Raw genomic sequence first — 25,240 nt, 5'->3', positions numbered from 1 at the left:
GAGCCGGAGTTCGGTGCGTACGTCACACGGACCACGGGAACTACGCCGCCCGTCCCGCCGCCCGTCCCGCCGCCCGTCCGGTGGCCCGGACGAAGTCCCCACCTGGGGCGCAGCGAACGCGTTCTTCGGAATGCGACATTCCCCTAGCCTTACGGCGCAAGTGGCGCATAATCATCGTCACGCGGCTCGAAAAAACCCTCTTGCCGCACTTGGTCACGCATGCAATGGGGGGCATCGTGCCGATGGGGGAATCCGGGGCCATGGGGGAAGCCGGGTCGATGAGGGAAAAAGGGTCGACCGGAACGCTGCCGGCGACGTCCGCCGAAATGTCCCGGCTGCTCACCGCCGTGCGGCGGGGGCGCGTCCTGACCGTGGCGGGAGCCTTCCGCGAGCCGCGGAGCCTGCTGGTACGGGAGATCGCGCGGCGGATCGCGTCCAACTTCTACGACGGGGTGGCCGTCGTCGCCATGAACCCGCAGCACGGCGGCTACGGAGTCCGTGAGTTGACGGCCGAACTGGGCTGCGTACCCGGTATGCCCGCACCGGCCTGCGGGACGGCGAACACCGCCTCGTGGCTGGCCGAACGGGACATGCTGCTCGTTCTGGACGGCGCGGAGCAGCTCGGCCCGGACGCGCTGGCCTGGCTGCGGAACTTACTGACCGTGGCGCCGGGGCTGCGGATCCTGGCGGCCGGGCGGTCCCCGCTGGCCTTCGAGCAGGAGCGGATCCACCGGCTCTGATCCACCGGCTCCGGTGCGAGGGCTCCCTCGCGAGGGCCCCGATCCGCCGGCTCCGGCCAAGGCCTTCCAGCCCGACGGATACGGCCCCTACCAGACGGTCGGCAACGTGTGGGAGTGGTCCGCCGACCGCTTCTCGCCCGCCGACCCCAGCGGACCGTGCGCGGCGGCTCCCACATGTGCCACGACTCGTACGGCAACCGCTACCGGGTCGCGGCGCGCACCCGCAACACCCCGGACGGTTCCGCCGGGATCAGCCGAGCTGCCGGCTGAGCTGGCGCCACACCGGGGCCGGGCAGCGCCCCTGCGGCCGGGACTTGAGGAACATCCCGTATTCGACCCGGCGCGGCGGACGGCCGAACTCCACCCAGTGCGCACGGCCGGAGGCCCTGTCCCAGCCGTCGTTGGGCATCCGGATGTGGTCGGTGCGCCCGTCCTTGTCCTTGGTGGTGATCTGGGCGACCTCCACGTGGCCGGGATGGACGGCCAGCACCACGCAGTAGTGCCGCAGCTGCCGCGCCGGGTCCTCCCGCAGCGGGACCATGGCCAGCCAGATCTCCCCCGGCGCCGGCCGGTGGGTGCCGACGGCGACGCGGGGGCCGCCGCGTGAGGCGTCCCACCGGCGGACCGCCACGACGAAGGCGAGCGCCACCAGTCCGGCGGCCGTGCTCTCGGCCGTGGCCCGGACGTTCCACACCGGGTACTCCCCGACCTTGCTCTGCGTCCACCACAGCGCCGCGGCGACGAGCGCCAGCAGGGCCGCCGCCCGGGCCGGGACCAGCCACCAGGCGCCACTCCGGCGGCGCGACGCGAACAGGGCCAGCAGCAGGGCCACGACGACCGGAACGGCGTAGACGATGAGGTACTGCCCGAAGCCCTGCAGCTGCTGCGGCGGTGACTGCTCGGCCAGCAGATCGGGCAGCGCCAGCGGCACGGCCAGCAGATAGCCGACGGTGGGCAGGACGAACAGCACGAGCAGGACCGCCAGGCAGCCGGTACCACCGCAGGACGTGTCGGAACGACGTGCCACAGAACCCCCAGAGCGATTTCGGTGAAGCCCCCCGGCGGCACCGACCCCGAACGCTAGCGCAGGGCCCACGCCTCGGCCAGGAGTCCCCTGACGGCCTCGTCCGCGAAGGCGCCCGACACCCGGGGCCGAGCGGCGCGGCCCCGGACACGGCTCCGCCCCGGCCGGGCACGGGGCCGACCGGGGCGGAGCGGATCACGTCGTCAGGGACGCGCGGGTACGGCTGTCGGCGTCAGCCCAGGAGGGCGAGCGCCTCGTTGAGGGTCGCGGACGGGCGCATGATCGCCGCGGCCTTCGTGGCGTCGGGCTGGTAGTAGCCGCCGATGTCGGCCGGGGAGCCCTGCACCGCGACGAGCTCGGCGACGATGGTCTCCTCCTGCTCCGACAGGGTCTTGGCGACCGGCTCGAAGGCCTTGGCCAGCTCGGCGTCGTCGGTCTGCTTGGCCAGCTCCTGCGCCCAGTAGGTGGCGAGGTAGAAGTGGCTGCCGCGGTTGTCGATGCCGCCCAGCTTGCGGCTCGGCGACTTGTCCTCGTTGAGGAAGGTACCGGTCGCGCGGTCCAGGGTGTCGGCCAGCACCTGGGCGCGGGCGTTGCCGGTGGTGGTCGCGAGATGCTCGAAGCTGGCGGCCAGCGCGAAGAACTCGCCCAGGCTGTCCCAGCGCAGGTAGTTCTCCTTGACCAGCTGCTGGACGTGCTTCGGGGCGGAGCCGCCGGCGCCCGTCTCGAAGAGGCCGCCGCCGTTCATCAGCGGGACGACCGACAGCATCTTGGCGCTGGTGCCCAGCTCCAGGATGGGGAAGAGGTCGGTCAGGTAGTCGCGCAGCACGTTGCCGGTCACCGAGATGGTGTCCTCGCCGCGGCGGATGCGCTCCAGGGAAAAGGCGGTGGCCTCGACCGGGGAGAGGATCTTGATGGTCAGGCCCTCGGTGTCGTGCTCGGCGAGGTACGTCTTGACCTTGGCGATCAGCTGCGCGTCGTGGGCGCGGTTCTCGTCCAGCCAGAAGACGGCCGGGACGCCGGTGGCGCGGGCGCGGGTGACGGCGAGCTTGACCCAGTCCTGGATCGGCAGGTCCTTGGTCTGGCAGGCGCGGAAGATGTCACCGGCGGCGACCTCCTGCTCCAGGACCGTGTTGCCCGCGGCGTCGACCAGGCGGACGGTGCCCGCGGCGGCGATCTCGAAGGTCTTGTCGTGGCTGCCGTACTCCTCGGCCTTCTGCGCCATGAGACCGACGTTCGGGACCGAGCCCATGGTGGACGGGTCGAAGGCGCCGTGGGTGCGGCAGTCGTCGACGACGACCTGGTAGACGCCGGCGTAGCTGCTGTCCGGGAGGACGGCGAGGGTGTCGGCCTCGGCGCCGTCCGGGCCCCACATGTGGCCGGAGGTGCGGATCATGGCCGGCATCGAGGCGTCGACGATGACGTCGGACGGCACGTGCAGGTTGGTGATGCCCTTGTCGGAGTCGACCATCGCGAGGGCCGGGCCCCCGGCGATCTCGGCGTCGATCGAGGCCTTGATCGCGTCGCCGTCGGGCAGCGCGCCCAGGCCGTTCAGGATGGCGCCCAGGCCGTCGTTGGGAGACAGGCCGGCGGCGGCCAGGGTCTCGCCGTAGCGGGCGAAGGTCTTCGGGAGGAAGGCGCGGACCACGTGGCCGAAGATGATCGGGTCGGAGACCTTCATCATCGTGGCCTTGAGGTGCACGGAGAACAGCACGTCCTCGGCCTTGGCACGCTCGATCTGGTCGTTCAGGAAGGTACGCAGCGCGTCGACGTGCAGGACGGACGCGTCCACGACCTCACCGGCGAGGACCGGTACGGACTCGCGCAGCACGGTGGTGGCGCCGTCGGCGGCGACGTGCTCGATGCGCAGGGTGCCGGCCTCGGCGATGACGGTGGACTTCTCGGTGGAGCGGAAGTCGTTCTCGCCCATGGTGGCGACGTTCGTCTTCGACTCGGTGGTCCAGGCGCCCATGCGGTGAGGGTGCGTCTTGGCGTAGTTCTTGACCGAGGCGGGGGCGCGGCGGTCGGAGTTGCCCTCGCGCAGGACCGGGTTGACGGCGCTGCCCTTGACCTTGTCGTAGCGGGCGCGGATGTCGCGCTCTTCGTCGGTCTTCGGGTCGTCCGGGTAGTCCGGGAGGGCGTATCCCTGGCCCTGGAGCTCGGCGACCGCGGCCTTCAGCTGCGGGATCGAGGCCGAGATGTTCGGAAGCTTGATGATGTTGGCTTCCGGGGTCTTCGCGAGCTCGCCGAGCTCGGCGAGGGCGTCGGCGATCCGCTGGCTCTCCTGGAGGTACTCCGGGAAGACGGCGATGATCCGACCGGCCAGGGAGATGTCACGGGTCTCGACATTCACACCGGCCGTCGACGCGTACGCCTGAATCACAGGCAGGAAGGAATACGTCGCGAGGGCCGGGGCCTCGTCAGTGTGCGTGTAGATGATGGTCGAGTCAGTCACCGGATGCTCCGCTCCACAGTCTGCGTCTCTCGTCTGCAACATTGCTCGACATCAAGATATCTCGTGATCGGGCCGCTCTGGACAGCCCCCTGCCGCCAGTCCGGGAGACGCGTGTCACGCGGGCTCCGGCGGGCCCCGGAAACGGCGAGAGCGCCGCCCCCGGCTGTTCCCGGCCAGGGGCGGCGCTCAGGCATTCAGGCCTTGATCAGGCCCGTGCGGCAGATCAGGCGGCGTAGGCCTTCGGGTCCGGGCCGTACTGGTTCTGCTGCGTCTGGCCCGCGGTGGCCAGCAGGACGATGAACCAGATGAAACCGACGACGGGCACCAGGATGATGAAGATCCACCAGCCGGACTTGCCGGTGTCGTGCAGGCGGCGGATGGTGAGGCCCAGGGCCGGCAGGAGGATGGCGAGCACGTAGAGGCTGTAGAGCAGCGGGTAGGTGCCCAGCACGCCGTCGAGGACCAGCAGGATGATGGCGGCGGCCAGGTTGAAGAGGAAGAACATCCAGTACTCCTGGCGGCGCGCGCGGCCGGAGAAGACGGCGTACTTCTTCAGGACATCGGTGTAGTGGTTCATGAGGGTCCCCCCAGAGGACGGTGTGTTCGGCCCGTCCTGCTGGAGCAAGCCGGGGCAGAACTTATGCCCCCCTTACGTCGCGGTCAAGCCACTTCGCAACCGGCCGGAATGGGAACTTTCCTTCGCTTCTCAGGTCAAACACGATGGAATCTGGCGCTACTTGAGCCCCACGGATCGTCTTTGACCACAAGGCGTGGCGAAATGGGCCGCGTTCAGGAGGAAAAGAGGCCCCGCTCGGGGGCGCGGGGTCGCCTGGGGGCGGCGAAAAGCCCTCAATGCCTGACATGTTCATGCATCCGACCCGCGGAATTTGGCTTGATCCACTCACGGATCGTTACCTCACCGCAGCCTGAGCCGTCGCGGCCCGGGACAGAACGCGATATTCCGACCCGGGTCGCAACGGCGGATCGGCCGTCAGCCGATGTGGAAGGAGTCCCCGTAGACCTTCCAGGCGAGCGGCGTATTGAGGTTCAGATTGCCCTTCTTCAGGAAGACCCGCTGCGCGGTGTCGACCCGGCTGGTGTCGCTGTGCGCCTCCTCCTGCTTCATCGCCCAGACCCGGGCGTCGAGGAAGGCGTTGAGGTAAGCGGTCTCGTTGCCGCCCTGGGACGGGGGCTTGGCCTTGGACAGGGCGCGCTTGCGGATGTTGCGGAAGCTGGTGGAGTCGCCGCCGTCGCCGTGCATGACGATGGCGTCGTAGTAGATGAACTGGCCCAGTACGCCGACGCCGTCGGCCTTGCCCTGGTTCACGGACGGGTTGAAGTAAACCCGGTCGCGCTCGTGGTCCTGGGCCTTGCGGAAGTCGGCGTCCTGGGCCGCCTTCGCCCAGTCCTTGGTGAAGTTCGGATCGAGGCCGGCGTGCGAGTCGCTGCCGTCGACCTTGCGCAGGGCGGGGAGGTACTTGGCGAGGACGTTGCCCGGCTTGATCTGCGTGTAGTGCTCGACGAGGTCGAGCATGTCGCCGGTGCCGGAACAGAATCCGATGATGCCGGCCGTGTAACCGCGGCCGTCGTCTATGTCCTCGATGTACTTGTACTGAGCCTTCCAGTCCAGCGAGGAGTTCTCCGCACTGGAGACGATCTTCATGGCGATCTCCTTCTTCGCCGGATCGTCGAGTCCTACGGCCGCTGCCGCCGCGGTCTCCGCCGTGGGGGCGGGAGCCGTGGTGGCGTGGGCGGCGACGGGGGCGGCGATCAGTGCACTGCCGAGCAGTGCTCCGATCGCCAGCATCTTGCGGCGGGGGGTGAACACAAGGCCTCCATCTGGTAGTTGAGGCATCCCAGCTTCGTTAGGAAACTTTACTACCAGAGCTGACGGCAGCTCAATACCCGGGCGCGCCCCAAGGAATGGACCCGTCCGGTCAGAGCCAGCCGTTACGCCTGAAGCCCCGGTGGATGACGAAGCAGGCGAGCACCATGACGCCGAGGACCAGCGGGTAGCCGTAGGTCCAGTGCAGTTCGGGCATGTGGTCGAAGTTCATGCCGTACACCCCGCAGACCATGGTCGGGACGGCGACGATCGCCGCCCACGCCGTGATCTTGCGCATGTCCTCGTTCTGGGCGACGGTCACCTGCGCCAAGTGGGCCTGAAGGATGGAGTCGAGGAGGTTGTCGTAGGCGCCGATCTGTTCCGTGGCCCGGGTCAGGTGGTCCGCCACGTTCCGGAAGTACGCGCGGGTCTCGGGCGGGATGACCGGTATCGGCTGCGTGGCTAGCTGCTGGAGCGGGCGGCTCAGCGGCGCCACCGCCCGCCGCAGTTCCAGGAGTTCGCGCTTGAGCTGGTAGATCCGCCCCGCGTCGCCGCGGCCGCCGTCCTCGCTGAACACCGCGGTCTCGACGGCGTCGATGTCGTTCTGCACCGCGTCCGTCACGGCCGCGTAGTCGTCGACCACGTGGTCGGCCATCGCATGCAGAACGGCCGCGGGCCCGTTGGCCAGTTGGTCCGGGGCGCGCTCGAGCTCCTCGCGGACCGGGCCCAACGTGCCACGGCCGCCGTGCCGGATGGTGACGATGAAGTCCTGGCCGGTGAAGGCCATCAGCTCGCCGGTCTCCACCACCTCGCTGGTCGCGGTCAGCTCCTCGTGCTCCACGTAGCGCACGGTCTTGAAGACGGAGAACAGCGTGTCGTCGTAGCGCTCCACCTTGGGACGCTGGTGCGCGTTGACGGCGTCCTCGACGGCGAGGGGGTGCAGTCCGAACAGCTCGGCCAGCCCGGCCAGCTCCGACCGCGTCGGCTCGTGCAGGCCGATCCAGACGAAGCCGTCACCCGTCTTGCGGACCCGGCGCAGCGCCTCCTCGACCTCGGCGCAGTCGTCCTGCCGTACGCCGTCCCGGTAGACCACGCAGTTGACCACCGCGCTGCCGAGCGGGGAGCGGGCCGGGTGGCTGAGGTCGACGGCCCGCCGGTAGCTGCGCCGCACGACCCGGCGCAGGTTGCTGAACATGGACAACGGCGTACTCCCCTTCGGCGGATCAACGGCCAGTCTGCCATCGCCACCGGAACGCCTGCGTCCGGGCTCACCGCCCCGGCGGAACTCCGCCGCCCGCGTCAGATCCGGTCGATGAACACGCTGGTCGACTTCACCCGTGCCGTGGCCCGCGCGCCCACCTCCAGTCCGAGCTCCTCCACCGCCTCCCGCGTCAGCAGCGACACGATCCGGTGCGGCCCGGCCTGGATCTCCACCTGCGCGTCGACCGTGCCCAGCTTCACCCCAGTGACGATGCCGGGGAAGGCGTTGCGGGCCGAGGTGTACGGGGCCTCCTCGCCCTCGGCGCCCTCCTGCGCGGCCTCGACGCAGAAGGCGGCCAGGTCGGGCCCGTCCACCATCCGCCGCGTGCCCTCGCGGCGGGTGGGGAACCGGTCGGCATCCGCCCAGCGCCGGGCCGTGTCGACGCTGACGCCGAGCAACCGGGCCGCCTGGCCGATCGTGTAGGACTCCATGGGGCGCAGCTTAGGGGGTGTCGTGTCGGTCGAACCGGATCGGGGAGCCCGGCCCGGCCGGACCGGTCAGGGCGCCGGGTGCCGGAGCGACTCCCGGGCGGCCGCCGCGATCACTTCCGCGACCATCGACAGCGCGGGCGAGTCGAGCCTCCACTGCTGCCAGTACAGGGGGACGTCCATCGGCCGCAACGGCTCCAGCAGCACCAGCTGCCCCGTCCGCACCAGCGATCTCGACTGCTGCTCCGGCACCAGACCCCACCCCAGCCCCGCGACCACCGCGTCACGGAACCCCTCCGACGTCGGTATGTAGTGCCGTACCGGCCCCGCACCGGCCGCCGGGTCCCCCGTCAGCGCGCGGACGAAGGCGTCCTGGAGGTCGTCCTTCCGGTCGAAGACGATCGTCGGTGCCTCGCGCAGGTCCCGCTCCGGCTCCCCCGTCAGGTACCGGGCCGCGAACGCCGGGCTCGCCGTCGGCAGGTACCGGACCAGTCCCAGCATCCGTACGCTGCACCCGGCCACCGGGTCGGGCGAGGAGGTCACCGCCGCCATCACCTGCCCCTCCCGCAACAGCGCCGTCGTATGGGACTCGTCCTCGCGGTGGAGCTCGATGCAGACCGGTGGGTCCTGCGGCACCCGTGCGAGCGCGGGCAGGAACCAGGTCGCGAGGGAGTCCGCGTTCACCGCGATCGGCAGCCGCACGAGGCCCATCCCGTCGGCCATGCCCAGCTCGGCCCGCGCGTCGCGCTCCAGGCGGGCCAGCTGCCGGGCAAAGCGGACCACCACCTCCCCGGATTCGGTCGCCCGCACCGGCTTCGTCCGCATCAGCAGCACCCGCCCGGTCCGCTGCTCCAGCGCCTTGACCCGTTGGCTGACCGCGGAGGGGGTCACGTGCAGGGCGGCCGCCGCCGCGTCGAAGGTGCCCTCGTCCACCACGGCGAGCAGCGTGCGTACCTGGTCCAGCGGAAGCTCGTCCATCACAAGTGCTAATGGTACGTAAAAATCTTTAGCTGTACTGAACTGACCGCGCTGCCTACCGTCAACGTCATGAACTACGGCATCGTCACCGCCGCCCTGGCCGGCTTCGGCAGCGGACTCTCCCTCATCGTCGCCATCGGCGCGCAGAACGCCTTCGTCCTGCGCCAGGGCGCGCGCCGCCACGCGGTCCTCGCCGTGGTCGCCATCTGCGCCGTCTCCGACGCGGTCCTCATCACCCTCGGCGTCGCCGGCGTCGGCGCCTTCGTCACCGCCTGGCCGGCCGCCCTGACGATCGTCGGGCTGGCCGGGGGCGGGTTCCTGATCTGCTACGGGGTCCTGGCCGCCCGCCGGGTGCTGCGGCCCGCCCCCGGCGCCGCCCTCACCACGGACGGGGCGACGAGCAGGTCCGCCCGCGGAGCCGTGCTGACCGCCCTGGCCATGACCTGGCTCAACCCGCACGTCTACCTGGACACCGTGCTGCTCCTCGGCTCCCTCGCCGCCGACCGCGGCGACCTGCGCTGGGCCTTCGCCATCGGGGCCGTGCTGGCCAGCCTGACCTGGTTCGCCGGTCTGGGCTACGGAGCCCGGCTGCTGAGCGGCCTGCTCGCCCGCCCGGCCGCCTGGCGGGTCCTGGACGGGCTCGTCGCTGCGACCATGGTCACCATGGGCGGCCTGCTGCTGGCCCGCGCCTAGGGGTGTCGTGCCGGTCAGCCCGGCCTGGCGGACAAGACGCCTGGGCCGCATGGCCGCGCCGGGCGCCCGCCGTGGCCGGGGCACAGTGCTGGTGGCCGCCGACCCGATCCACAGGAGCCCGCCGTGCCCGACCGTCCCTCCCCCCTCGTGACCGTCACCGGGGTCGTCCTCGACGCGCGCGGGCGGGTCCTCGTACTGACCACCCCGGGCCGAACGGACCCGCAGCTGCCGGGCGGCGCGGTCCGTCCCACCGAGACCCCGGAGGAAGGGCTCGCCCGGGCGCTGCGGGAAGGGCTGAACCTCGCGCGGCCGGCCGGTCGGCTGCTGGCGGTGGACTCCCGGCCGCCGGGCCCGCCCGGCCCGCCCGGCAGGCCCGGCCGCTCCCTGGTCGTGCACGTCCACCTCGTCGGCCCGCTCCCGGCGTCGCAGGCCGCGGCGATCTCCTTCCCCGTCGGGGAGAGGGCCGAGGCGCGCTGGCTCCCGCCGGAGGCGGCCTGCGCGCTGCTGCCCGCCCGTGTCGCGCCCCGGCTGCGCGCCGCGCTGGCCGCCCTGCACACCGGCTCCTTCGCCCACCTCGTCGACGGGGTGCCGCAGCCGGGCTCCCCGGCCGGTCTGGATCCGGCCCGGCGCGTGGCCCTGGAGCACTCGGGCGCCCTCGACCCGGCCAGCCACCGGGCCAGCCGCCCCAAGGCGGTGACCGCGGCGAGCGTGCTGTTCACCGGCTCCGACGGCCGGGTCCTGCTGGTGCAGCCCGCGTACGGCAGGTCCGACCGCTGGAACCTGCCCGGCGGCGGCATCGACAGCGACCTCGGCGAGATCCCGCGCGCCGCCGCCCGGCGGGAGGTCCACGAGGAACTCGGCCTCGACCTCGCCCCGGGCCGGCTGCTCGCCGTCAACTGGTCCCACAAGCCCGGCCGTCCGGCCCGCATCCGCTTCCTCTACGACGGCGGCGTCCTCGACGCCCCCGCCCTCGCCCGGATCCGGCTGGACCGCGCCGAGCTGCTCCAGTGGCGCACCGTCACCCCCGAGGAACTCCCCGGCCTGGTCAAGCCCTCCCTGCGGCGCCAGATCACCGCCTGCCTGACCGCCCGCGCCACCGGCGCCGGCCCGCTGGAACTCCACGCGGGCCGCCCCTGACCGGGGGGCCCGGCCGCCGCCGCGCCGGGCCGCGGCAGCAGGGTTACCGTCGGCGGCATGGACGGTGATCGCCGACGGTGGCGCCAGTGCTTGCTCGGCGGGGCGGTGTTCGCCGTGTGCATGGCGGGCACCACGCTGCCCACCCCCCTGTACGGGCTCTACCAGGAGAAGTTCGGGTTCTCCGAGCTGGTGGTGACCGTCGTGTACGCCGTGTACGCCTTCGGGGTGATCGGCGTGCTGCTGCTGGCGGGCAACGCCTCGGACACCGTCGGCAGGCGGCCGGTGCTGCTGGCCGGCCTCGCCTTCTCGGCGGCCAGCGCCGTCTGTTTCCTGTCCGCCACCGGCATGGGCTGGCTGTACGCGGGCCGGCTGCTGTCGGGACTGTCCGCCGGGCTGTTCACCGGGGCCGCCACGGCCTACGTGATGGAACTGGCGCCGAGCGGCGGCGCCACGCGGGCCACGTTCGTGGCGACGGCCGCCAACATGGGCGGGCTGGGCTGCGGCCCGCTGCTCGCCGGAGTGCTCGCGCAGTACGCCGCCTGGCCGCTGTACCTGCCGTTCGCCGTGCACCTCGTGCTGGTGGCCGTCTCGGCCGCGGTCCTGGCGCGGCTCCCCGAGACCGTGCGCGACCGGCAGCCGCTGCGGACCGTACGGCCGCAGCGGCCCGGCCTGCCGCCGCAGGTGCGGTCGGTGTTCGTGCCCGCGGCGATCGCCTCCTTCGTGGGCTTCGCGCTGTTCGGGGTGTTCACCTCGGTCAGCCCCGCCTTCCTCGCACAGTCCCTGGACGTGCACAACCACGCGGTGAGCGGGCTGATCGTCGCCCTGGCCTTCTTCGCCTCGACCGCCGGGCAATTGGCCGTCGGGCGGGTCGGGGTGGGCCGGTCGCTGCCCCTGGGCTGCGCCGGGCTGCTCGCCGGGCTGGCGCTGCTCGCGGGCGCGCTGTGGTGGGACCTGTTGGCCCTGGTGGTGGCGAGCGCCGTCGTCGGCGGGGCCGGGCAGGGCCTGGCGTTCCGCGGGGCGCTGGCCGCGGTGGCCGCGGCCTCGCCGCCGGACCGGCGCGCGGCGGTGATCTCGATGCTGTTCGTGGTGGCGTACACGGGCATCTCGCTGCCGGTGATCGGGGTGGGGTTGCTGGCGGGCCCGATCGGTCTGGAGGGTGCCGGGCTGGTGTTCATCACCTGCATGGCCGTCCTGGTCACGGCCGCGGCCGGCTACCTGCTGCGCCGGCCCGTGCGGGCGCGCGCCTGAGCGCGCACGCGCGTCGGCGGGGCCCCGTACGGCGGCCGCGGGTCACTCCGGCCGGCCCCGGCCGCTCAGCTCGTCGCCGAGCGGGCTGCGGCGGTAGAGGACCTGCCGTCCGTCGCGCGCCCGGGAGAGGAGGCCGGTGGCGTAGAGCACGCTGCTCGACGTCTCGATGCAGTCCGGCACGGTCGCCAACCTGGCCCGGGTGTAGCCGTGCGGCCCGATGCCCGCAGCCGGCTCAACACCGCGTACATGACCTGCGCCTACCTGGGCGGCAGCGGCGGGTCCTGGCTGGGCGTACGGATCTACGGCCGGGCCGGCTGGCAGGGCGTGTGCGCGCTCGTGGTCCTGTGCGCCGTGATCGCCCTGGGCCGGCACCGCCTGGCGCCGCACGAGCACGGGCGCGGGCGCGACGCACGACAGGCGGGGGGCGATGGGCGGGGCGTCCCGGTGCCGGTCGGCATCGGTGGCCCGCCCACCGCCGCCCCGCCTGTCGGTTCAGCCGGTCGAACGGTGTGACGGTGGTGCGACGGATCAGACCGCCGGAACCGGGTAGGTCGGGTACTCGACGCCGGACACGTGCTGGACCACACGGATGACCTGGCAGGAGTAGCCGAACTCGTTGTCGTACCAGAGGTAGAGGATGGCGTTGTCGCCGTCCACCTTGGTGGCGCCCGCGTCGACGATCGAGGCGTGGCGCGAGCCGACGAAGTCCATGGAGACCGCGTCGGGCGCCGTGGTGAAGTCGATCTGGCGCTTGAGCGGCGAGTGCAGCGAGACGTCGCGGAGGTAGTCGAGGACCTCGTCGCGGGTGGTCTCACGGCCCAGGCGCAGGCTCAGGATGGCGATCGAGACGTCCGGGACGGGGACGCGGATCGAGCTGCCGGTGATCGGCGCCTTGAGGTCGGGCAGCGCCTTGGCGACGGCGGAGGCGGCGCCGGTCTCGGTGATGACCATGTTCAGCGGCGCGGAGCGGCCACGACGGTCGGCCTTGTGGTAGTTGTCCAGCAGGTTCTGGTCGTTCGTGAACGAGTGGACGGTCTCCACGTGACCGCGCAGGACACCGTACTCGTCGTCCATGGCCTTGAGCGGCGGGACGATCGCGTTGGTGGTGCAGGAGGCGCAGGACAGGATCTGCTCGTCCGGCTTGATGGTGTCGTGGTTGACGCCGTGGACGATGTTCGGGACGTCGCCCTTGCCCGGGGCGGTCAGCACGACCTTGTCGATGCCGGGGCGCAGGTGCTTGGACAGACCCTCGCGGTCGCGCCACTTGCCCGTGTTGTCGATGAGGATGGCGTCCTTGATGCCGTGCTCGGTGTAGTCCACCTCGGACGGGTCGTTCGCGTAGATCACCTTGATGGCGTTGCCGTTGGCGATGATCGTGCTGCTCGCCTCGTCGACGGTGATCGTGCCCTGGAACTGGCCGTGGATCGAGTCGCGGCGCAGCAGCGAGGCGCGCTTGACGATGTCCTGGTCACCGCCCTGACGGACGACGATGGCGCGCAGGCGCAGGCCGTTGCCGGAGCCGGCCTTCTCGATGAGCAGGCGGGCGACGAGGCGGCCGATGCGGCCGAAGCCGTACAGGACGACGTCGCGGCCCTCGCTGCGCTCGATCTTGTTCGTGCCGGTGGCCCCGGCGACGGCCTCGGCGGTGAACTCGGCGACCGAGAGGCCGCGGTCGTCGCTCTTGTAGTCCGCGGCGAGCATGCCGATGTCGATCTGGGACGGACCGAGATCGAGCGTGGTGAGCACCTGCAGGAACGGCAGCGTCTCGGTGACCGAGAGCTCCTCACCATCGATCTGCCGGGCGAATCGGTGGGTCTTGAGGATGCTGACCACCGACTTGTTCACCAGGGAGCGGCTGTGGAGCAGGATCGTGACGTCCCGCTCCCTGTGCAGCTTCCCGATGATCGGGATCATCGACTCCGCGATCTCCTCGCGGTTCTTCCAGCTGGTGAACGAGTCCTCATTGACAGTCACAGGATTATCTTTCGAGCTAGGCGGTGCTCATATGCTAACCCGCCGCCATTTTGGTCACTTAAGCGGTACCCACCGTGTCGGGAACGGGCACTATGTGACATCAATTTGTACGTTTTTTCAATGGTTTGCCGCGAGAACGCGTCTCAGAACCTGCGGCGGAGCCGCATCCCGAGCGGGCGGCCGTCCGGGTCGACGAGCAGGTGGTGCAGCGGGGCGGCGAGGATCCGCTGCGTCACGGACAGGTCCGGGGACGCGTACCGGCGCAGCCGGCCGGGCGGCCGGGGACCGGGGCGGCCGCTCTCGTACCAGGCGTCCAGGGCCCGCGCGCTCGCGGCGAAGGCGGCGAAGGCGGACACCGGGTCGCACAGCCCGTCCGCCGCCCCGGCCCCGGTGTGCTCGCGCATGAGTTCCAGCCGCAGCTCCCGGGCGAAAGCGCGTGCGCCGTCCCCGAGACCTCCCGGGTCGGCCGGCCGCCTTCGGTCCGGGCGCTCGTCGTACACGGCGCAGCCGAGCTCCGAATCGTGCGTCCACGAACGGAGGTTGATGTTGTCGGAGCCGACCGAGGCCCACACGTCGTCGATCACGCACACCTTGGCGTGGACGTAGACCGGTGTTCCCGCCCGGTTCTCCAGCCCGTACACCGCGACCCGGTCGCCGCCGGCCCGGCGCAGTTCCTCCAGGGCGTTGATCCGTCCGATCAGGTTCATGGGCAGCGTGAGCCGGCCGGCCTGCTCCGGCACGGTGGGGACGACCCCGATCAGCCGGAGCCCCGAGTGCCCGGCCAACGCCCGGGCGAAGCCGTCCACCACCCGGGGGGACCACAGGTACTGGTCCTCCAGGTAGATCAGCGCCCGGGCCCGGCGCAGCGCCTTGGTGTACCCGCGGGCGATGCTGCGCTCGCCGTCGGGGGCGAAGGGGTAGCCGTACAGCAGGCGGTTCGGATAGGTCCGCAGCAGTTGGACGGTGTGCGTGCCGCAGGGCTGCGGATCGGGGGTCTGCGGTGGCAGCCGGTCGGCACTGACGTCCTCCCGGTGCATCCGCTCCCGCAGGCGGGTGAGCGGGCTCCGGCTGAGCGGAGCCGGGTCCTCCCACCGCTCGCGGAAGACGGCCTCGACGTCACCGACGACCGGTCCGCGCAGGGCGAGCTGGACGTCGTGCCAGGGCGGGTGCGGCCCGTAGGCGGCGGCCAGGGGCAGCGACTGGCGGTCGCCTCGGTGCGAGGCGTCGTCGTTGCGGTTGCGACAGAGGTCGATCCCGCCGACGTAGGCGACGTCCAGCTCCGGGCGGTCGCGGTGGCGCAGCACCACCAGCTTCTGGTGGTGGGAGCCGCCGGGCCGCACCCTCATGTCGAGCAGGCACTCACCGCCGGCCCGCGCGATCTCCTGGCCGAAGCGGAGGTTCTCTTCTTGGCTGAAGTGAAGACCGTCCAGGTGGGAGCGCCACAGCAGGCCCTTGACGAGGACGCCGCGCTCGGCCGCCCGGCACAGGACGGAGCCGACCTCCGTGCCGGGTCCGTCGAGCCGCTCGTCGGGATCGCCCCGCCAGTCGGTGAACAGCAGCAGATCGCCCGGACCCATCGCGCGGACGGCCGCCAGGAGCTCCGCGAAGTAGACGGCTCCGTGGACCAGGGGCCGTACGTGGTTGCCCGTGGACCAGGCCGCGCCGTCGGGGCGGCGCCGGTCCAGGCGCGTCGCCCGGTTGCCCCGTTCAGCGGGGAGCAGGAGCCAGTCGGCGGGTGTCACGGCAGCGGCCGGCTCTACCGGCTCCGCGGCCGCGCGCTACCAGGAGTGACGGCGGTCATCTGGTCCTCCGATCGCGCCGGTGCACCGCAGTTCCAGGCTAGCCCCCGGGACGGCGCGGCGCCCTCATGCCACGGGTTCGACGGACGCACCGCGGCCGGCCGGCGGCTGCGGGACGGCTCCCCCGCGCACCCCGCGCACCCCGCGCGTCCCGCGGAAGACCACATCGGCCATCCGTCGCTCCGGACCGCTGCGGCGCAGGTAGCGGTAGCCGAGGAAGGCCGCCGGGCCGAAGAACACCTGGGCCGGGATGAGGGTCGGCGCCTGATCGGTGGCCGCGGCGAGGACGTGCAGCGTGGCGACCGGGGCCACCGCACCGAAGAGGGTGACCAGCACGGTCCCTGTCCGCAACCCCCGCTTTCCGTACGCCTTGTAGGCGGTGGTGGTGAACAGGGCGTACGCCAGCAGGTCGCCCATGCCGACCACCGCCCCCAGCTCCTCGCCGATGCGCAGGCCCGCGGCGGGGGCGTACGGATACCCCTGGACCGCGTCGGACAGCTGCTGGGTCAGCGGTACGACCCAGGCGAAGAAGGCGTCGTACGCGGCGAGCGCGAGCAGGAACCACGCGACGTTCTTCAGCCGCATGCCGCCCTGCACGTTGAGGTTCGTGGCGGAAACGACGATCAGCGCGACGACGGCGCTGTTCGCCACCCAGTACGGCGGCGCGGTCTCGCCGAAGGCCAGGTGGCAGCCGAGCACGCTCGCGATCAGGACGGCGATCAGCGCCCAGCGCAGCCGGCCGTTGCCGATCAGGGGCTGGTAGCCGACCGACAGCCCGCCCGCGAAGACGAGGGCGAGCACCACCGGAAGGACCGCTCCGGGCAGCGCCAGGTAGATGTACGGCAGCGCCAGGACGAAGCCCATCATCATGAAGATGTCGCTGCCGTTGAAGACGCCGACGGGCGGCCTCGGCGTGCGGACGGCACGGAAGTAGGCGATCGCCCCGGCGCACACCCCGACCGCCAGGACGACGGTGACCGCGAGCTGGAAGAAGACGCTCATGCGTGGCTCCGGGTGAAGGTGTGCTCCGACAGGTCGCAGCGGAGGGGGAAGAGGCGCGCGGCCTCCTCCTCGTCCACCGGGAGGACCGTGACGCGGGCGTCGACGCCTTGGGCCCGCAGCCGCTCGGCCACCTCCGCCTCGGTGACCTCCTTGGAGGCGACCTCCACGTGGAGCCGGCCGTCGACCCCGACCTCCGCCCGGTGGCGCAGCGGGAACGGCAGGCCGGGCGTGCCGTCCAGCGCCTCCAGGACGTCGCGCGGGGTCACGATGCCGTCGATGGTGCGGTGCAGTGTGCCCGCCTTGCCGAGGATGTGGGAGACGGCGGGCACGGCCGCCAGTTCGCAGTCCGCTGCGCCCTCCAGGGTGCGGACCACGTCACCGGTGTTGTAGCGCAGGACCGGCATGCACTCCCGGTAGGGGAAGTAGGGGGTGACCGTCAGTTCGCCGAGCCGGCCGGGGGCGGCGGGCTCGCCGGTCGTCAGGTCGAGCACCTCGGTGTAGCCCATGTTGGGGTCGATGTGGAGGTGCCGTGCGCTACAGGTGCGGCCGCTGACCGGCAGCAGTTCGGTCATGCCGAAGGCGTCGCCGACGGTCGGGGCGCCGAAGGTCTCGCGCAGGGCGTCCGACAGGCGCCGCGAGAGCATCTCCCCGCCGGCGTAGATCGCGCGCAGCGCGAAGTCCTCGGGTCCGTAGCCGCGTCGCCGGGCGGCGGTGACCATCTGGCCGAGGTAGCTGGGGTTGCCGGTGAGGATGGTGGGCCGGGCGCCACCGCCCGGGCCGAGCAGGTGCTCGACGGACTCCTCCGGCGGGATCTGTCCCACGACGTGGCACGCGGCGTTGGCGAGCCGGCACACCTCTACGTCCTCCTGCACCGCGGCCGTCGCCCGGGAGCTGAGGTTGATCTGCATCCGGTCGCCGGGCCCGAGGTCGCCGCGCAGCACCAGGGACAGCGCGATCAACGCGGGCCACAGTTCCATCTCGTAGCGGGAGAGCCAGATCTGCACGGGGCGGCCGGTGGTTCCGGTCGTCTGGGTCGCCAGGTAGGGGGTCCCGCACAGGAAGTCGGCGGGGCGTTCGATGAGGTCGGCCTTGCGGGTCACCGGGATCGCGGTGAGCGTCGCGGCGCTCACGCCGTCGAGGTCGATGCCGGCGAGCCGCTCCCGGTAGAAGGGGGAGCGCCCGGCGAGTCTGCGTACGGTCCGCCGGAGCGCGCGGTCCTGGAGGTCCCGGCGTTCGTCGGGATCGGCGAACGGTCCGTCGGCCAGTTCGTCGACGTCGTCGCCCAGCGAGCCGAACTCCTCCAAGGTGAGGAGGGCGTCGGCGACCAGTCGCTCGACGGCCCGTACGTTCAGCCGCCGGCCGAACACCATCGCCATGGCCACCCGTACCTGACGGACACCGGTCTCGAGCACTCGTACCTCCCTGGGGTGTGGCGGAGGGGTGGGAGCGACGCGCCGCCCCCACCCCTCACTCCTTCGTCAGCTGGCGGAACAGTTGGCGAAGAAGACCGCCGTCATGGCGCCCATGACGTACTTGAACTGCTTGGCGCTCGTCTTGATCGCGCTCATCGGATCCTCCTTGATCGTTCCGGGCGGACGGTCCCTCAGGCTCCTCCGAAGTCGCCGTAACGTTCCGTCACTTGGACGAGAAGACAATGGCGCGATCGGACCTCACGGACAATGATCTGGTCCATTCAACGGACCGGTGAACGGGGGAAGGCACCACCGACACCTCCAACGATCCGGTACGAACGGGGAGTTCTGGTTCCGTCCGACCGATGGAGCCAGGCGTGGAAGGGGGACCGCCCATGGCCAGATCCGGCACAGAGGGGCGGGGCGTACTGGAAGGGGCGTTCGCGTTAATGGAGGTGCTAGCGGAGGGCGAGGAAGTCGGGCTGACCCGCCTGGCGGCGGATGCGGAACTACCGAAGGCCACCGCCCACCGGCTGCTGGGGCAGCTGGTGGCACTGGGTGCGGTACAGAGCCGCTCCGGCCGCTACCGGCTCGGGGCGAGGGCCTTCCGCTTGGGGCAGGCATGGCACCCGGCGCGGATGCTGCGCGCGGCATCGGCCCGGCCGCTGCGTGAGCTCGCCTCGGCGAACGGCGGGCTGACCCTCAGCCTGTCGGTCGCGGAGGCGGGACAGACGATCGTCGTCGCGGGTCTGCGCGGCGAGACGGACGACGTCTTCCCGCTGAGACCCGGCGTCGTACTGCCGCCCGGGAGCGCGGCCGAGCTGATCCTGGCGACCTCCGCCCCCGAGGCGGAGCCGCCCGAGGGGCGGACGGCGGCCTCCTGGGCCCGTGGGGTCGCGCAGGCCAGGGAGCGGGGACTGGCCTTCCAGTACGGGGAGTGCGTGAGCTCGCTCTCGTGCGTGGCGGCGCCGGTACTCTCCGCGTCCGGACAGGTGGTCGCCGCCGTGGCGGCGACCAGCCCGGACGCCAAGCAGATCGCCCCGCTGGGCGAGTCCGTGGCCCGGGCGGCGGCGATGATCAGCGCCAACCTGTCCCGACGGCCGGCCACCGGGGCCCGGGCGCACCGCGAGTGGCCCGCCCACCCTGCGGGTCCCCGGGCCCCGCACCCCGTCCTCGCCGGTCCGCACTAGCGCTCGCCCCGGCGGGCCGGGGGGCCGTTCCGGATCCTTCCGGAACGGCCCCCTCCTGCGGCCGGAGTGCCGACGGAGGGTGACCGTGCCACGCTGAATCGGGGGAACGCCGACTCCGGCGCGCCGGGTCGGCTCTGCCACCGAGGAGACCGACATGGCCAGTGACGCCGGCAGCGCCCGGACCAGCCAATCGCAGCCCAGCGCCTGGACTGCACCCACATCGGGTACGACCATCACAGCAGGCGCCCTGATGGTCTTCGCGGGTGCCATGGCGATCTTCGAAGGGATCGCGGCCCTCGCCAGGGACGACCTGATCGTCGTAACGCGGCACTACGTGTTCGAGTGGAGCGTGACGGGCTGGGGCTGGGTCCACCTGATCCTGGGCATCGCCCTCGTCCTCGCCGGCTGCGCCGTGTTCACCGGAGCCCTGTGGGCGCGCTTCTTCGGCGTGGCCATCGCCGGCCTCGGCGCGATCGCCAACTTCCTGTGGCTGCCGTACTACCCGTGGTGGGCCGTGATCCTGATCGCCGTCAACCTGTTCGTGGTCTGGGCGCTGTGCGCGGGCATGCAACGGGAGGCCGATGCGAGCATGACCACCTGACCGCACGACCGCCTGACCTCGGCAGGAACAACCCCGGGGAGGTCGAAAAACGATCGAAGGGCCGCTTCGGATTGCTCCGAAGCGGCCCTTCGACCTACGACTCTCACGAGTCGGGACGACAGGATTTGAACCTGCGACCCCTTGACCCCCAGATCGATGGGCCGGAGAAAAAATCCGGACATACAGCACAATCTCAGGGTGCACAGCGTGCGCATACGTACATGCTGTGCGCCCATCGACGTGGGCGCTGGTCCCCAACTGGTCCCCAGGGGACGCCACCTGGCCCTCGGGCCCGCTTCAGTTCGGCTCGACGCCGCAGGTCGCTGCCGATCTCACGCCAACGCCAGGAGTCGCCCCAGGCGCTCGATGGTCGCCAGGCCCTCCGCCTCAACTGACGGGAGTGCCCTCCGCCGACCCGGCCGTTCGCTCGGGAACCGGACTGGGCCAGGGCGTTGACCGCCAAGTCGGCCTCTTTCTCGTTGCCGGTCTTCTGCGCGGCGAGGCTCTGGGTTCGCCAGCCCGGTGCTGCTGGTCCATGGGTGGTGGCAGGATGCCCGGTCATGGCAACGAGAGATGGCAGCGATGAAGCGTACGTCGTTGGGTTGTGCGAGCGGATCCTCGGGGAGAACGCCCTGCCGCAGCACAGGTTCGACTGGCTGCTCGGAGATCCCGGATCAGGCGGCCGACGAGTCCAACTGCCGGTCGACGCCTACTGGCCGGGCCATCAGCTGGTGGTCGAGTACCGCGAACTGCAGCACGACCAGCCGATGCCCACTTTGACAAGCCGAACCGCCTCACCGTCAGCGGTGTCCACCGCGGCGAGCAGCGCGCCCTGTACGACGCCCGGCGCGATGAGCAGATCCCCGCGCACGGGCTGCGCCTGGTCCTCATCCGCCCCGCCGACCTGAATGCGGACGGCCGCGGACGACTGCGCCGCAACGAAGCGGCCGACCTGGCGGCACTGAAGAAGATCCTGGCCCGCTCCAGCGACGAGGACCGGGTCACCGACACCTTCCGCACCTGGCTACTGGCCGAAGGCTGGACACCCATCGATCCCACGGACCGGTGGACCGACCTCGAAGCCGTACGCGGCTCGGAACGGCTGATCTGCGAGGCCAAGGGCCGCACCAGTGAGAAAGGCATCGACGCCGACATCGCCTATGGCCAACTGCTGCGCCGCATGGCGAGCCAGGACCCGCACACGCGCTACGCCCTCGTCGTGCCGTCCTCCTCCCTCAAGGCCGCCGCACGCGTCCCGGCCCACATCCGACAGCTCCTGCACATCGACGTCTACGAGGTGACGGATGACGACCGGGTGTGCCGGCTGACCGACTGATCGGTGCCGGGTACCGCGGCGGTTTCCGCTTCGCCACCAAGGTGTCCTCCGAAGCCCACGCGCCATACGCTGCCACCTCGTTGCACGAACCGGACACCAGGCGTTGCGGCGCGGAGTTGCCCTCCAGGCCAGTGAAGTCGAGATCCGCCGGCATGCCGGAGACCGCACCCCGCCTGCCCTGTCTGAATGCGAGAATGCGGCTCTTGGCCGGAGAGCGCATTGGCGCGAAGTGAGGCACAAGCACCGACGAAGCGGGGGTTGCCATGACATTGGCCATGTGTCCACTGTGCAGCGACGATGAGGACATCGTGGTGGTCCGCACGTTCGACGGCGGACGTCGGCTCGTGAAGCACCGGTGCGGTTACGAATGGGAGCACAGGGAGCCCACCGTCCCGCATAGGGACCCGCTCCGCTCCTTCCAAGACCTCAAGACCCGTTTCCCGAACGCCGAGGATGTCGATCGTGAGCAGTTGGAGCGCGTGACCCGGCTGAAGGAGCAGTACCTCGCTGTCAAACCGGCCCTCGACCCCGACGTGGCGGCCTACTGGTCGAAGTACCAGCAGATCTTCTCCCCCGACGGGCTGTGGACCTGCGACCCCAGAACCCTCAAGGACTTCGCCAACTCCGAAGTCGGAGCCCGCCCCGGCAATCAGGCCACCTTCAACTCCGCGTGGAACGACATGGGCGACACCGCGGCTGGGGAGGCGACCCGCCAGACGATCGAGTACCTCCTGCACGGACCTTCCGACCTGCCGCTCGAAGACCGGCTCGAGCACCTGCTGTCCGGCACCAAGCCGTTCGCCATGACCGGCTTCAAGGAAGCCCTCCTCACGAGGGTCCTCTGCGTGACGTACCCCGACCGCTTCCTGACGATCCTGAAATACACGACCGAGGCCGGCGGCAAACGCGAGATCGCGCGGATGGTCTACGGCCTGGAGCTGCCGTCCCCCGAGTCGGTGAACTGGACCCGCGGCCGGCTCATCCTGTGGAGCAACGACCTCCTTCTCGACCTCGCCGGCGAGGGCTTCGCCAACCGACAGCACGCCGCCGCATTCCTGTGGTGGGCCAAAGATCAGCCCGGAGGGCGACGGGCAGCTTGACCAGGGTTCCGTCGACCTTGACCACGCACGGCCTCCCCCTGGCCACCTTCCACGCCTTCGAAGCTGGGCCGGCCTCCGCGGGGGCTATAGGTCTGCATGTCATCGGCGTAGGTGAACGGCGAGAGCACCAGGTCACCACGCACAATGCCGGACCTTAGGCCAGTGTCCTCAACCGCGCCAAGGAACTCGTAGCCCGTCCGGCAGCCCTGGACGCCAGCTCGTGCTGCCGGTGTACCGCGGGTGACGGTTCACGACCTGAGGCACCTGGCCGCCACGATCACCATGATCTGGACCGTCCAGTCCGTCATCTTCCCCGAGAACACCGCCAGCCACGCCCTCCACGCCCGGGCCGGCTTCCGGATCGTCGGCACTCGAGAGAGCATCGGTTGCCACCAGGGCCAGTGGCGGGACGTCGTCCTCGCGGAGCGCCACATCCCTACCGTCACCTGACTGGCGCCCCTACAACTCGCTCTCGTCCTCGCCGGGCGACGGCTACAGCAACAGTCGGCGCCCGGCCGCAGTCGGTCGGCCGAGCCGCCGAACCGGTACTGGGATCACCTCGCGCCCTCGCTTCCAGCGGGCATTTGTGCGCTCTACATGCGGGAGGCCGCGAAGCCGATGAGGACGACGGCGGTGACCACGATGCCGATCAGTCCGGCCCAGCCACCCAGCAGGGCGAGCGCCCCTACGACGGCAAGGGCGCCCAGCATGAGCGCGGTGAACGCCCGCACCGACAATCCGCGGTCATCACTGTCTTCGGCCTGCGTCTTCGTCTTTCTGGTCACCGTGCGCACAGTACCGAGTCTGGCGTGGGCGTCTCACCGCGGGGGCTCATGGCGCCGGCCGGTGCGGGTATGCGGACGGCCCGGCTCCTGATGGGGGCCGGGCCGTTCTGCGTGGGCGTCAGGCGAGTGCGAGGAAGAGCTTTTCGAGTTCTGCCTCGGTCATGGGGGCCTGACCCTGGTCGGCTTCGGTCATGCACTGGCGCATGCCGCTGGCGACGATTTTGAAGCCGGCGCGGTCCAGGGCCTTGGAGACTGCGGCAAGCTGCGTGACAACGTCCTTGCAGTCGCGGCCGGCTTCGATCATGGCGATGACGCCGGCGAGCTGTCCTTGGGCGCGGCGCAGGCGGTTGAGGACTGAGTTGACTGCGTCGTCGTCGACTTTCACCGGTTGCCTCCTGGCTTTGTGCGCTCTCAAACCATGGTACCCCAGGGGGTATCGGGCGGGGGTGGTCAGCCGGCCCGGAGGGCGGCGAGGGTTGCGTCGAGGTCGCCCTGGTGGGGACGGTTGTGGGGGAGTTTGGCGAGGAGGGAGGCCATGCCGCAGGTGTTGGTGAGGGCGGCGTAGACCAGGCCGCCGGCGACGCCCGCGGAAGCGAGGCGGAAGGCGGGGTGCAGGCGGCCCAGCGCGAGGCCGGTCAGGACGACGGCGCCGGCGGTGAGTCGGACTTGGCGTTCCATGTTCCAGGCGGTGCGTCGGGCGCTGTCGGGGTGGTGGAGGGTGTGGCCGTCCGCTGCCCAGGCTGTTGTGCCGCCGGTGAGGGTGGCGGTGGTGATGCCGTGGGCGGCGAGGGTGTGGCAAGCGTTCTCGGAGCGTGCGCCGGAGGCGCAGACGACGAGGAGGTTGCCGCGCTGGGCTGCGTGGCGGATGTCGGGGAGGGCATGGTCGAGGTGGTCGAGGGGGATGTTGAGGGCGCCGGGAAGGTGGCCGGTGGCGTATTCGCCGGGGGTGCGGACGTCCAGGACGATCAGTTCGTGCAGGCGGGTGCGGGCCTGGTCGGTGTTGAGGGCGCGGGGGGTGGTCATGAGCGGTGTTCCATCCTTTTTGTCTGGTGCCCGGTTACGGACACCTCGTTATCGACTGGCGGTGGGGCGCCGTTGCGGGTCGCGGGCGGGAGGGTCAGCGGAGGGCGTCGATGAGCATGAGGGCGGCGACGGCCAGGAGCACGAGCGCGAAGATCCGCTGAAGGGTGGGACCGGAGATTTTGGAGGCGAGGCGTTTGCCGTCCCACGCTCCGAGGATCGCGGCTCCGGCGAAGGGAGCGATGACCGCCCAGTGCAGGGGCGTGTTGGTGCCGGCGCGGGCGGCGAGCGCGGCGAGGGAGTTGACGGTGATGACCAGCAGGCTGGTGCCGACCGCGGCGCGCATGTGCAGTCCGAGGACGGAGACGAGGGCGGGGACGGCGAGGAAGCCTCCGCCGACCCCGAGGAGGCCGGTGACCGCGCCGAGTCCGGCACCCGCACCGGCGGCCCGGGTGGGCCTGACGGGCCTGGCCTGCTGGTGGGGGTCGGCGAGCTTGAACATCCTGAGGGCTGCGAGGGCCGCGATCGCGGCGAACGCGGCGGTCAGCACCTCCTCGGGCAGGCGTGCGGCCAGGGTGCCCGCAGCGATCGCGGGCACGATTCCGGCGGCCGCGAACAGCGCGCCGGTCTTCCAGCGGACGTTGCCCGAGGTGGCGTGGGTGTAGAGGGCGGTCGCGGAGGTGGCGGTGACGATGATCAGCGAGGCGGTGGTGGCGGCGGCCGGGGTGAAGCCGAGGAGGTAAATCAGGGCGGGGACGGCCAGGACACTGCCGCCGCCCCCGAGCGCCCCGAGGGCCAGGCCGATGACGGCCCCAGCGATGAGGGCGAGGATGAGGGCGCTCACGCTATCCGGCCGCTGCTTCCTTCTGCGTCGACGACCGGTAGCCCGGCTGATGCCCAGGCCTGCATACCGCCCTTGACGTCGACGGCCTCGGCTCCGCGCCCGGCCAAGAGTCTGGCGGCCTGCTGGGAGCGGTGCCCGGAGCGGCAGATCACCAACAGCGGCCGGCCCTGGGCCGTGGCGGGCAGGCCGGTGCCGGTGACCAGCCGGGAGAGCGGCACATGCACGGCGCCGGGGGCGTGGCCGGCATTCCACTCGGCCTGCTCGCGCACGTCGAGGAGGACGGCGTCACCGTCGGTGGTGCGCTGGTGGGCCTGGTCGGGGGTGACGCGAGCGGTGCCGCGGCGGAGGAGAGGCATCTGGTTTCCTTCCGAGTCTCGGGTGGCGGGGGCAG

At 71.3% G+C, this 25,240-nt stretch carries 25 protein-coding genes and 3 pseudogenes; 11 read left to right on the top strand and 17 right to left on the bottom strand.

Features of this window, described 5'->3' with window-relative positions:
- Positions 1-278 precede the first annotated feature (278 nt).
- Together OG594_RS36805 and OG594_RS36800 are read left to right on the top strand one after the other, a co-directional pair.
- Positions 279-740, top strand: a complete 462-nt coding sequence (locus tag OG594_RS36805) for a hypothetical protein (RefSeq protein WP_266606748.1) — start codon at positions 279-281, stop codon at positions 738-740.
- Between the two features lie 49 nt (positions 741-789).
- Positions 790-1,010 (top strand): annotated as a pseudogene (locus OG594_RS36800) (SUMF1/EgtB/PvdO family nonheme iron enzyme); the annotation flags it as partial.
- Here the strand turns inward: OG594_RS36800 and OG594_RS36795 are convergent.
- From OG594_RS36795 to OG594_RS36765, 7 genes are all read right to left on the bottom strand, one after another.
- Entirely contained in the window at positions 991-1,767 is a 777-nt protein-coding gene (locus tag OG594_RS36795; RefSeq protein ID WP_266606747.1) for a hypothetical protein, read from the bottom strand. The pseudogene OG594_RS36800 and the gene OG594_RS36795 sit on opposite strands and share 20 nt — an antisense overlap.
- 229 nt (positions 1,768-1,996) lie before the next feature.
- Positions 1,997-4,216 carry an NADP-dependent isocitrate dehydrogenase gene (locus OG594_RS36790; protein ID WP_266606746.1) on the bottom strand — a complete coding sequence of 740 codons (2,220 nt, stop codon included), beginning with the start codon at positions 4,214-4,216 and terminating at the stop codon, positions 1,997-1,999.
- 223 nt (positions 4,217-4,439) lie between these two features.
- Positions 4,440-4,793, bottom strand: a complete 354-nt coding sequence (locus OG594_RS36785) for a DUF805 domain-containing protein (protein WP_266606745.1) — start codon at positions 4,791-4,793, stop codon at positions 4,440-4,442.
- A 414-nt stretch (positions 4,794-5,207) separates the two neighbouring features.
- Positions 5,208-6,023, bottom strand: coding sequence for a chitosanase (locus OG594_RS36780; protein WP_266608748.1), 816 nt, complete (start codon positions 6,021-6,023; stop codon positions 5,208-5,210).
- Between the two features lie 130 nt (positions 6,024-6,153).
- Complete coding sequence (gene corA / locus OG594_RS36775) at positions 6,154-7,236, bottom strand: magnesium/cobalt transporter CorA (RefSeq protein WP_266606744.1); 1,083 nt, start codon at positions 7,234-7,236, stop codon at positions 6,154-6,156.
- 104 nt (positions 7,237-7,340) lie between these two features.
- Positions 7,341-7,733, bottom strand: a complete 393-nt coding sequence (locus tag OG594_RS36770; RefSeq protein WP_266606743.1) for a molybdopterin-binding protein — start codon at positions 7,731-7,733, stop codon at positions 7,341-7,343.
- A 66-nt stretch (positions 7,734-7,799) separates the two neighbouring features.
- Positions 7,800-8,708, bottom strand: a complete 909-nt coding sequence (locus OG594_RS36765; RefSeq protein WP_266608746.1) for a LysR family transcriptional regulator ArgP — start codon at positions 8,706-8,708, stop codon at positions 7,800-7,802.
- A gap of 69 nt (positions 8,709-8,777) precedes the next feature.
- On the opposite strand from OG594_RS36765, the gene OG594_RS36760 reads away from it, so the two are divergent.
- The 3 genes from OG594_RS36760 to OG594_RS36750 all read left to right on the top strand — a co-directional run bounded on the left by OG594_RS36760 (position 8,778) and on the right by OG594_RS36750 (position 11,786).
- On the top strand, positions 8,778-9,401 hold the full coding sequence (locus OG594_RS36760) for a LysE/ArgO family amino acid transporter (protein WP_266606742.1): 624 nt from the start codon (positions 8,778-8,780) through the stop codon (positions 9,399-9,401).
- Between the two features lie 123 nt (positions 9,402-9,524).
- A complete protein-coding gene (locus tag OG594_RS36755; protein ID WP_266606741.1) occupies positions 9,525-10,538 on the top strand; it encodes an NUDIX hydrolase in 1,014 nt (337 codons plus the stop codon).
- A gap of 57 nt (positions 10,539-10,595) precedes the next feature.
- A complete protein-coding gene (locus tag OG594_RS36750; RefSeq protein ID WP_266606740.1) occupies positions 10,596-11,786 on the top strand; it encodes an MFS transporter in 1,191 nt (396 codons plus the stop codon).
- A gap of 42 nt (positions 11,787-11,828) precedes the next feature.
- Here the strand turns inward: OG594_RS36750 and OG594_RS36745 are convergent.
- Positions 11,829-11,939, bottom strand: a pseudogene (locus OG594_RS36745) (transcriptional regulator); the annotation flags it as partial.
- Between the two features lie 54 nt (positions 11,940-11,993).
- On the opposite strand from OG594_RS36745, the gene OG594_RS36740 reads away from it, so the two are divergent.
- A complete protein-coding gene (locus OG594_RS36740) occupies positions 11,994-12,299 on the top strand; it encodes a hypothetical protein (protein ID WP_266606739.1) in 306 nt (101 codons plus the stop codon).
- A gap of 15 nt (positions 12,300-12,314) precedes the next feature.
- On the opposite strand, the gene OG594_RS36735 is transcribed toward OG594_RS36740, so the two are convergent.
- The 4 genes from OG594_RS36735 to OG594_RS36720 form a co-directional block, all read right to left on the bottom strand.
- Positions 12,315-13,760: a glyceraldehyde-3-phosphate dehydrogenase gene (locus tag OG594_RS36735; protein ID WP_266606738.1), complete on the bottom strand. Its 1,446-nt coding sequence runs from the start codon at positions 13,758-13,760 to the stop codon at positions 12,315-12,317.
- 143 nt (positions 13,761-13,903) lie between these two features.
- Entirely contained in the window at positions 13,904-15,502 is a 1,599-nt protein-coding gene (locus OG594_RS36730; RefSeq protein ID WP_266606737.1) for a phospholipase D-like domain-containing protein, read from the bottom strand.
- Positions 15,503-15,625: 123 nt separating this feature from the next.
- Positions 15,626-16,561, bottom strand: a complete 936-nt coding sequence (locus OG594_RS36725; protein ID WP_266606736.1) for a hypothetical protein — start codon at positions 16,559-16,561, stop codon at positions 15,626-15,628.
- Positions 16,558-17,973, bottom strand: coding sequence for a phenylacetate--CoA ligase family protein (locus OG594_RS36720; protein WP_266606735.1), 1,416 nt, complete (start codon positions 17,971-17,973; stop codon positions 16,558-16,560). The genes OG594_RS36725 and OG594_RS36720 overlap by 4 nt, the downstream gene beginning before the upstream one ends.
- A 449-nt stretch (positions 17,974-18,422) precedes the next feature.
- Between OG594_RS36720 and OG594_RS36715 the strand changes: the two genes are divergently transcribed.
- The 5 genes and pseudogenes from OG594_RS36715 to OG594_RS36695 form a co-directional block, all read left to right on the top strand.
- Entirely contained in the window at positions 18,423-19,163 is a 741-nt protein-coding gene (locus tag OG594_RS36715) for an IclR family transcriptional regulator (protein ID WP_266606734.1), read from the top strand.
- 154 nt (positions 19,164-19,317) lie between these two features.
- Positions 19,318-19,764, top strand: coding sequence for a hypothetical protein (locus OG594_RS36710; RefSeq protein WP_266606733.1), 447 nt, complete (start codon positions 19,318-19,320; stop codon positions 19,762-19,764).
- Between the two features lie 604 nt (positions 19,765-20,368).
- A complete protein-coding gene (locus OG594_RS36705) occupies positions 20,369-21,100 on the top strand; it encodes a hypothetical protein (RefSeq protein WP_266606732.1) in 732 nt (243 codons plus the stop codon).
- A gap of 308 nt (positions 21,101-21,408) precedes the next feature.
- On the top strand, positions 21,409-22,200 hold the full coding sequence (locus tag OG594_RS36700) for a hypothetical protein (RefSeq protein ID WP_266606731.1): 792 nt from the start codon (positions 21,409-21,411) through the stop codon (positions 22,198-22,200).
- 285 nt (positions 22,201-22,485) lie between these two features.
- Positions 22,486-22,650, top strand: a pseudogene (locus OG594_RS36695) (N-acetyltransferase family protein); the annotation flags it as partial.
- 143 nt (positions 22,651-22,793) lie between these two features.
- Here the strand turns inward: OG594_RS36695 and OG594_RS36690 are convergent.
- The 5 genes from OG594_RS36690 to OG594_RS36670 form a co-directional block, all read right to left on the bottom strand.
- Complete coding sequence (locus tag OG594_RS36690; RefSeq protein WP_266606730.1) at positions 22,794-22,985, bottom strand: hypothetical protein; 192 nt, start codon at positions 22,983-22,985, stop codon at positions 22,794-22,796.
- Between the two features lie 118 nt (positions 22,986-23,103).
- A complete protein-coding gene (locus tag OG594_RS36685; protein ID WP_266606729.1) occupies positions 23,104-23,370 on the bottom strand; it encodes a metal-sensitive transcriptional regulator in 267 nt (88 codons plus the stop codon).
- Positions 23,371-23,435: 65 nt separating this feature from the next.
- On the bottom strand, positions 23,436-24,008 hold the full coding sequence (locus tag OG594_RS36680; RefSeq protein WP_266606728.1) for a rhodanese-like domain-containing protein: 573 nt from the start codon (positions 24,006-24,008) through the stop codon (positions 23,436-23,438).
- Between the two features lie 94 nt (positions 24,009-24,102).
- Positions 24,103-24,849 (bottom strand): sulfite exporter TauE/SafE family protein, encoded by a 747-nt coding sequence (locus OG594_RS36675; RefSeq protein ID WP_266444692.1) that lies wholly within the window; start codon positions 24,847-24,849, stop codon positions 24,103-24,105.
- Entirely contained in the window at positions 24,846-25,205 is a 360-nt protein-coding gene (locus tag OG594_RS36670) for a rhodanese-like domain-containing protein (protein WP_266444689.1), read from the bottom strand. The genes OG594_RS36675 and OG594_RS36670 overlap by 4 nt, the downstream gene beginning before the upstream one ends.
- Between the last annotated feature and the right edge of the window lie 35 nt (positions 25,206-25,240).

Source organism: Streptomyces sp. NBC_01214 (assembly GCF_026340975.1).
Lineage (GTDB): Bacteria > Actinomycetota > Actinomycetes > Streptomycetales > Streptomycetaceae > Streptomyces.
Note: the sequence above shows the minus strand (reverse complement) of the source record. Positions and strands in the feature narration are given on the sequence as shown.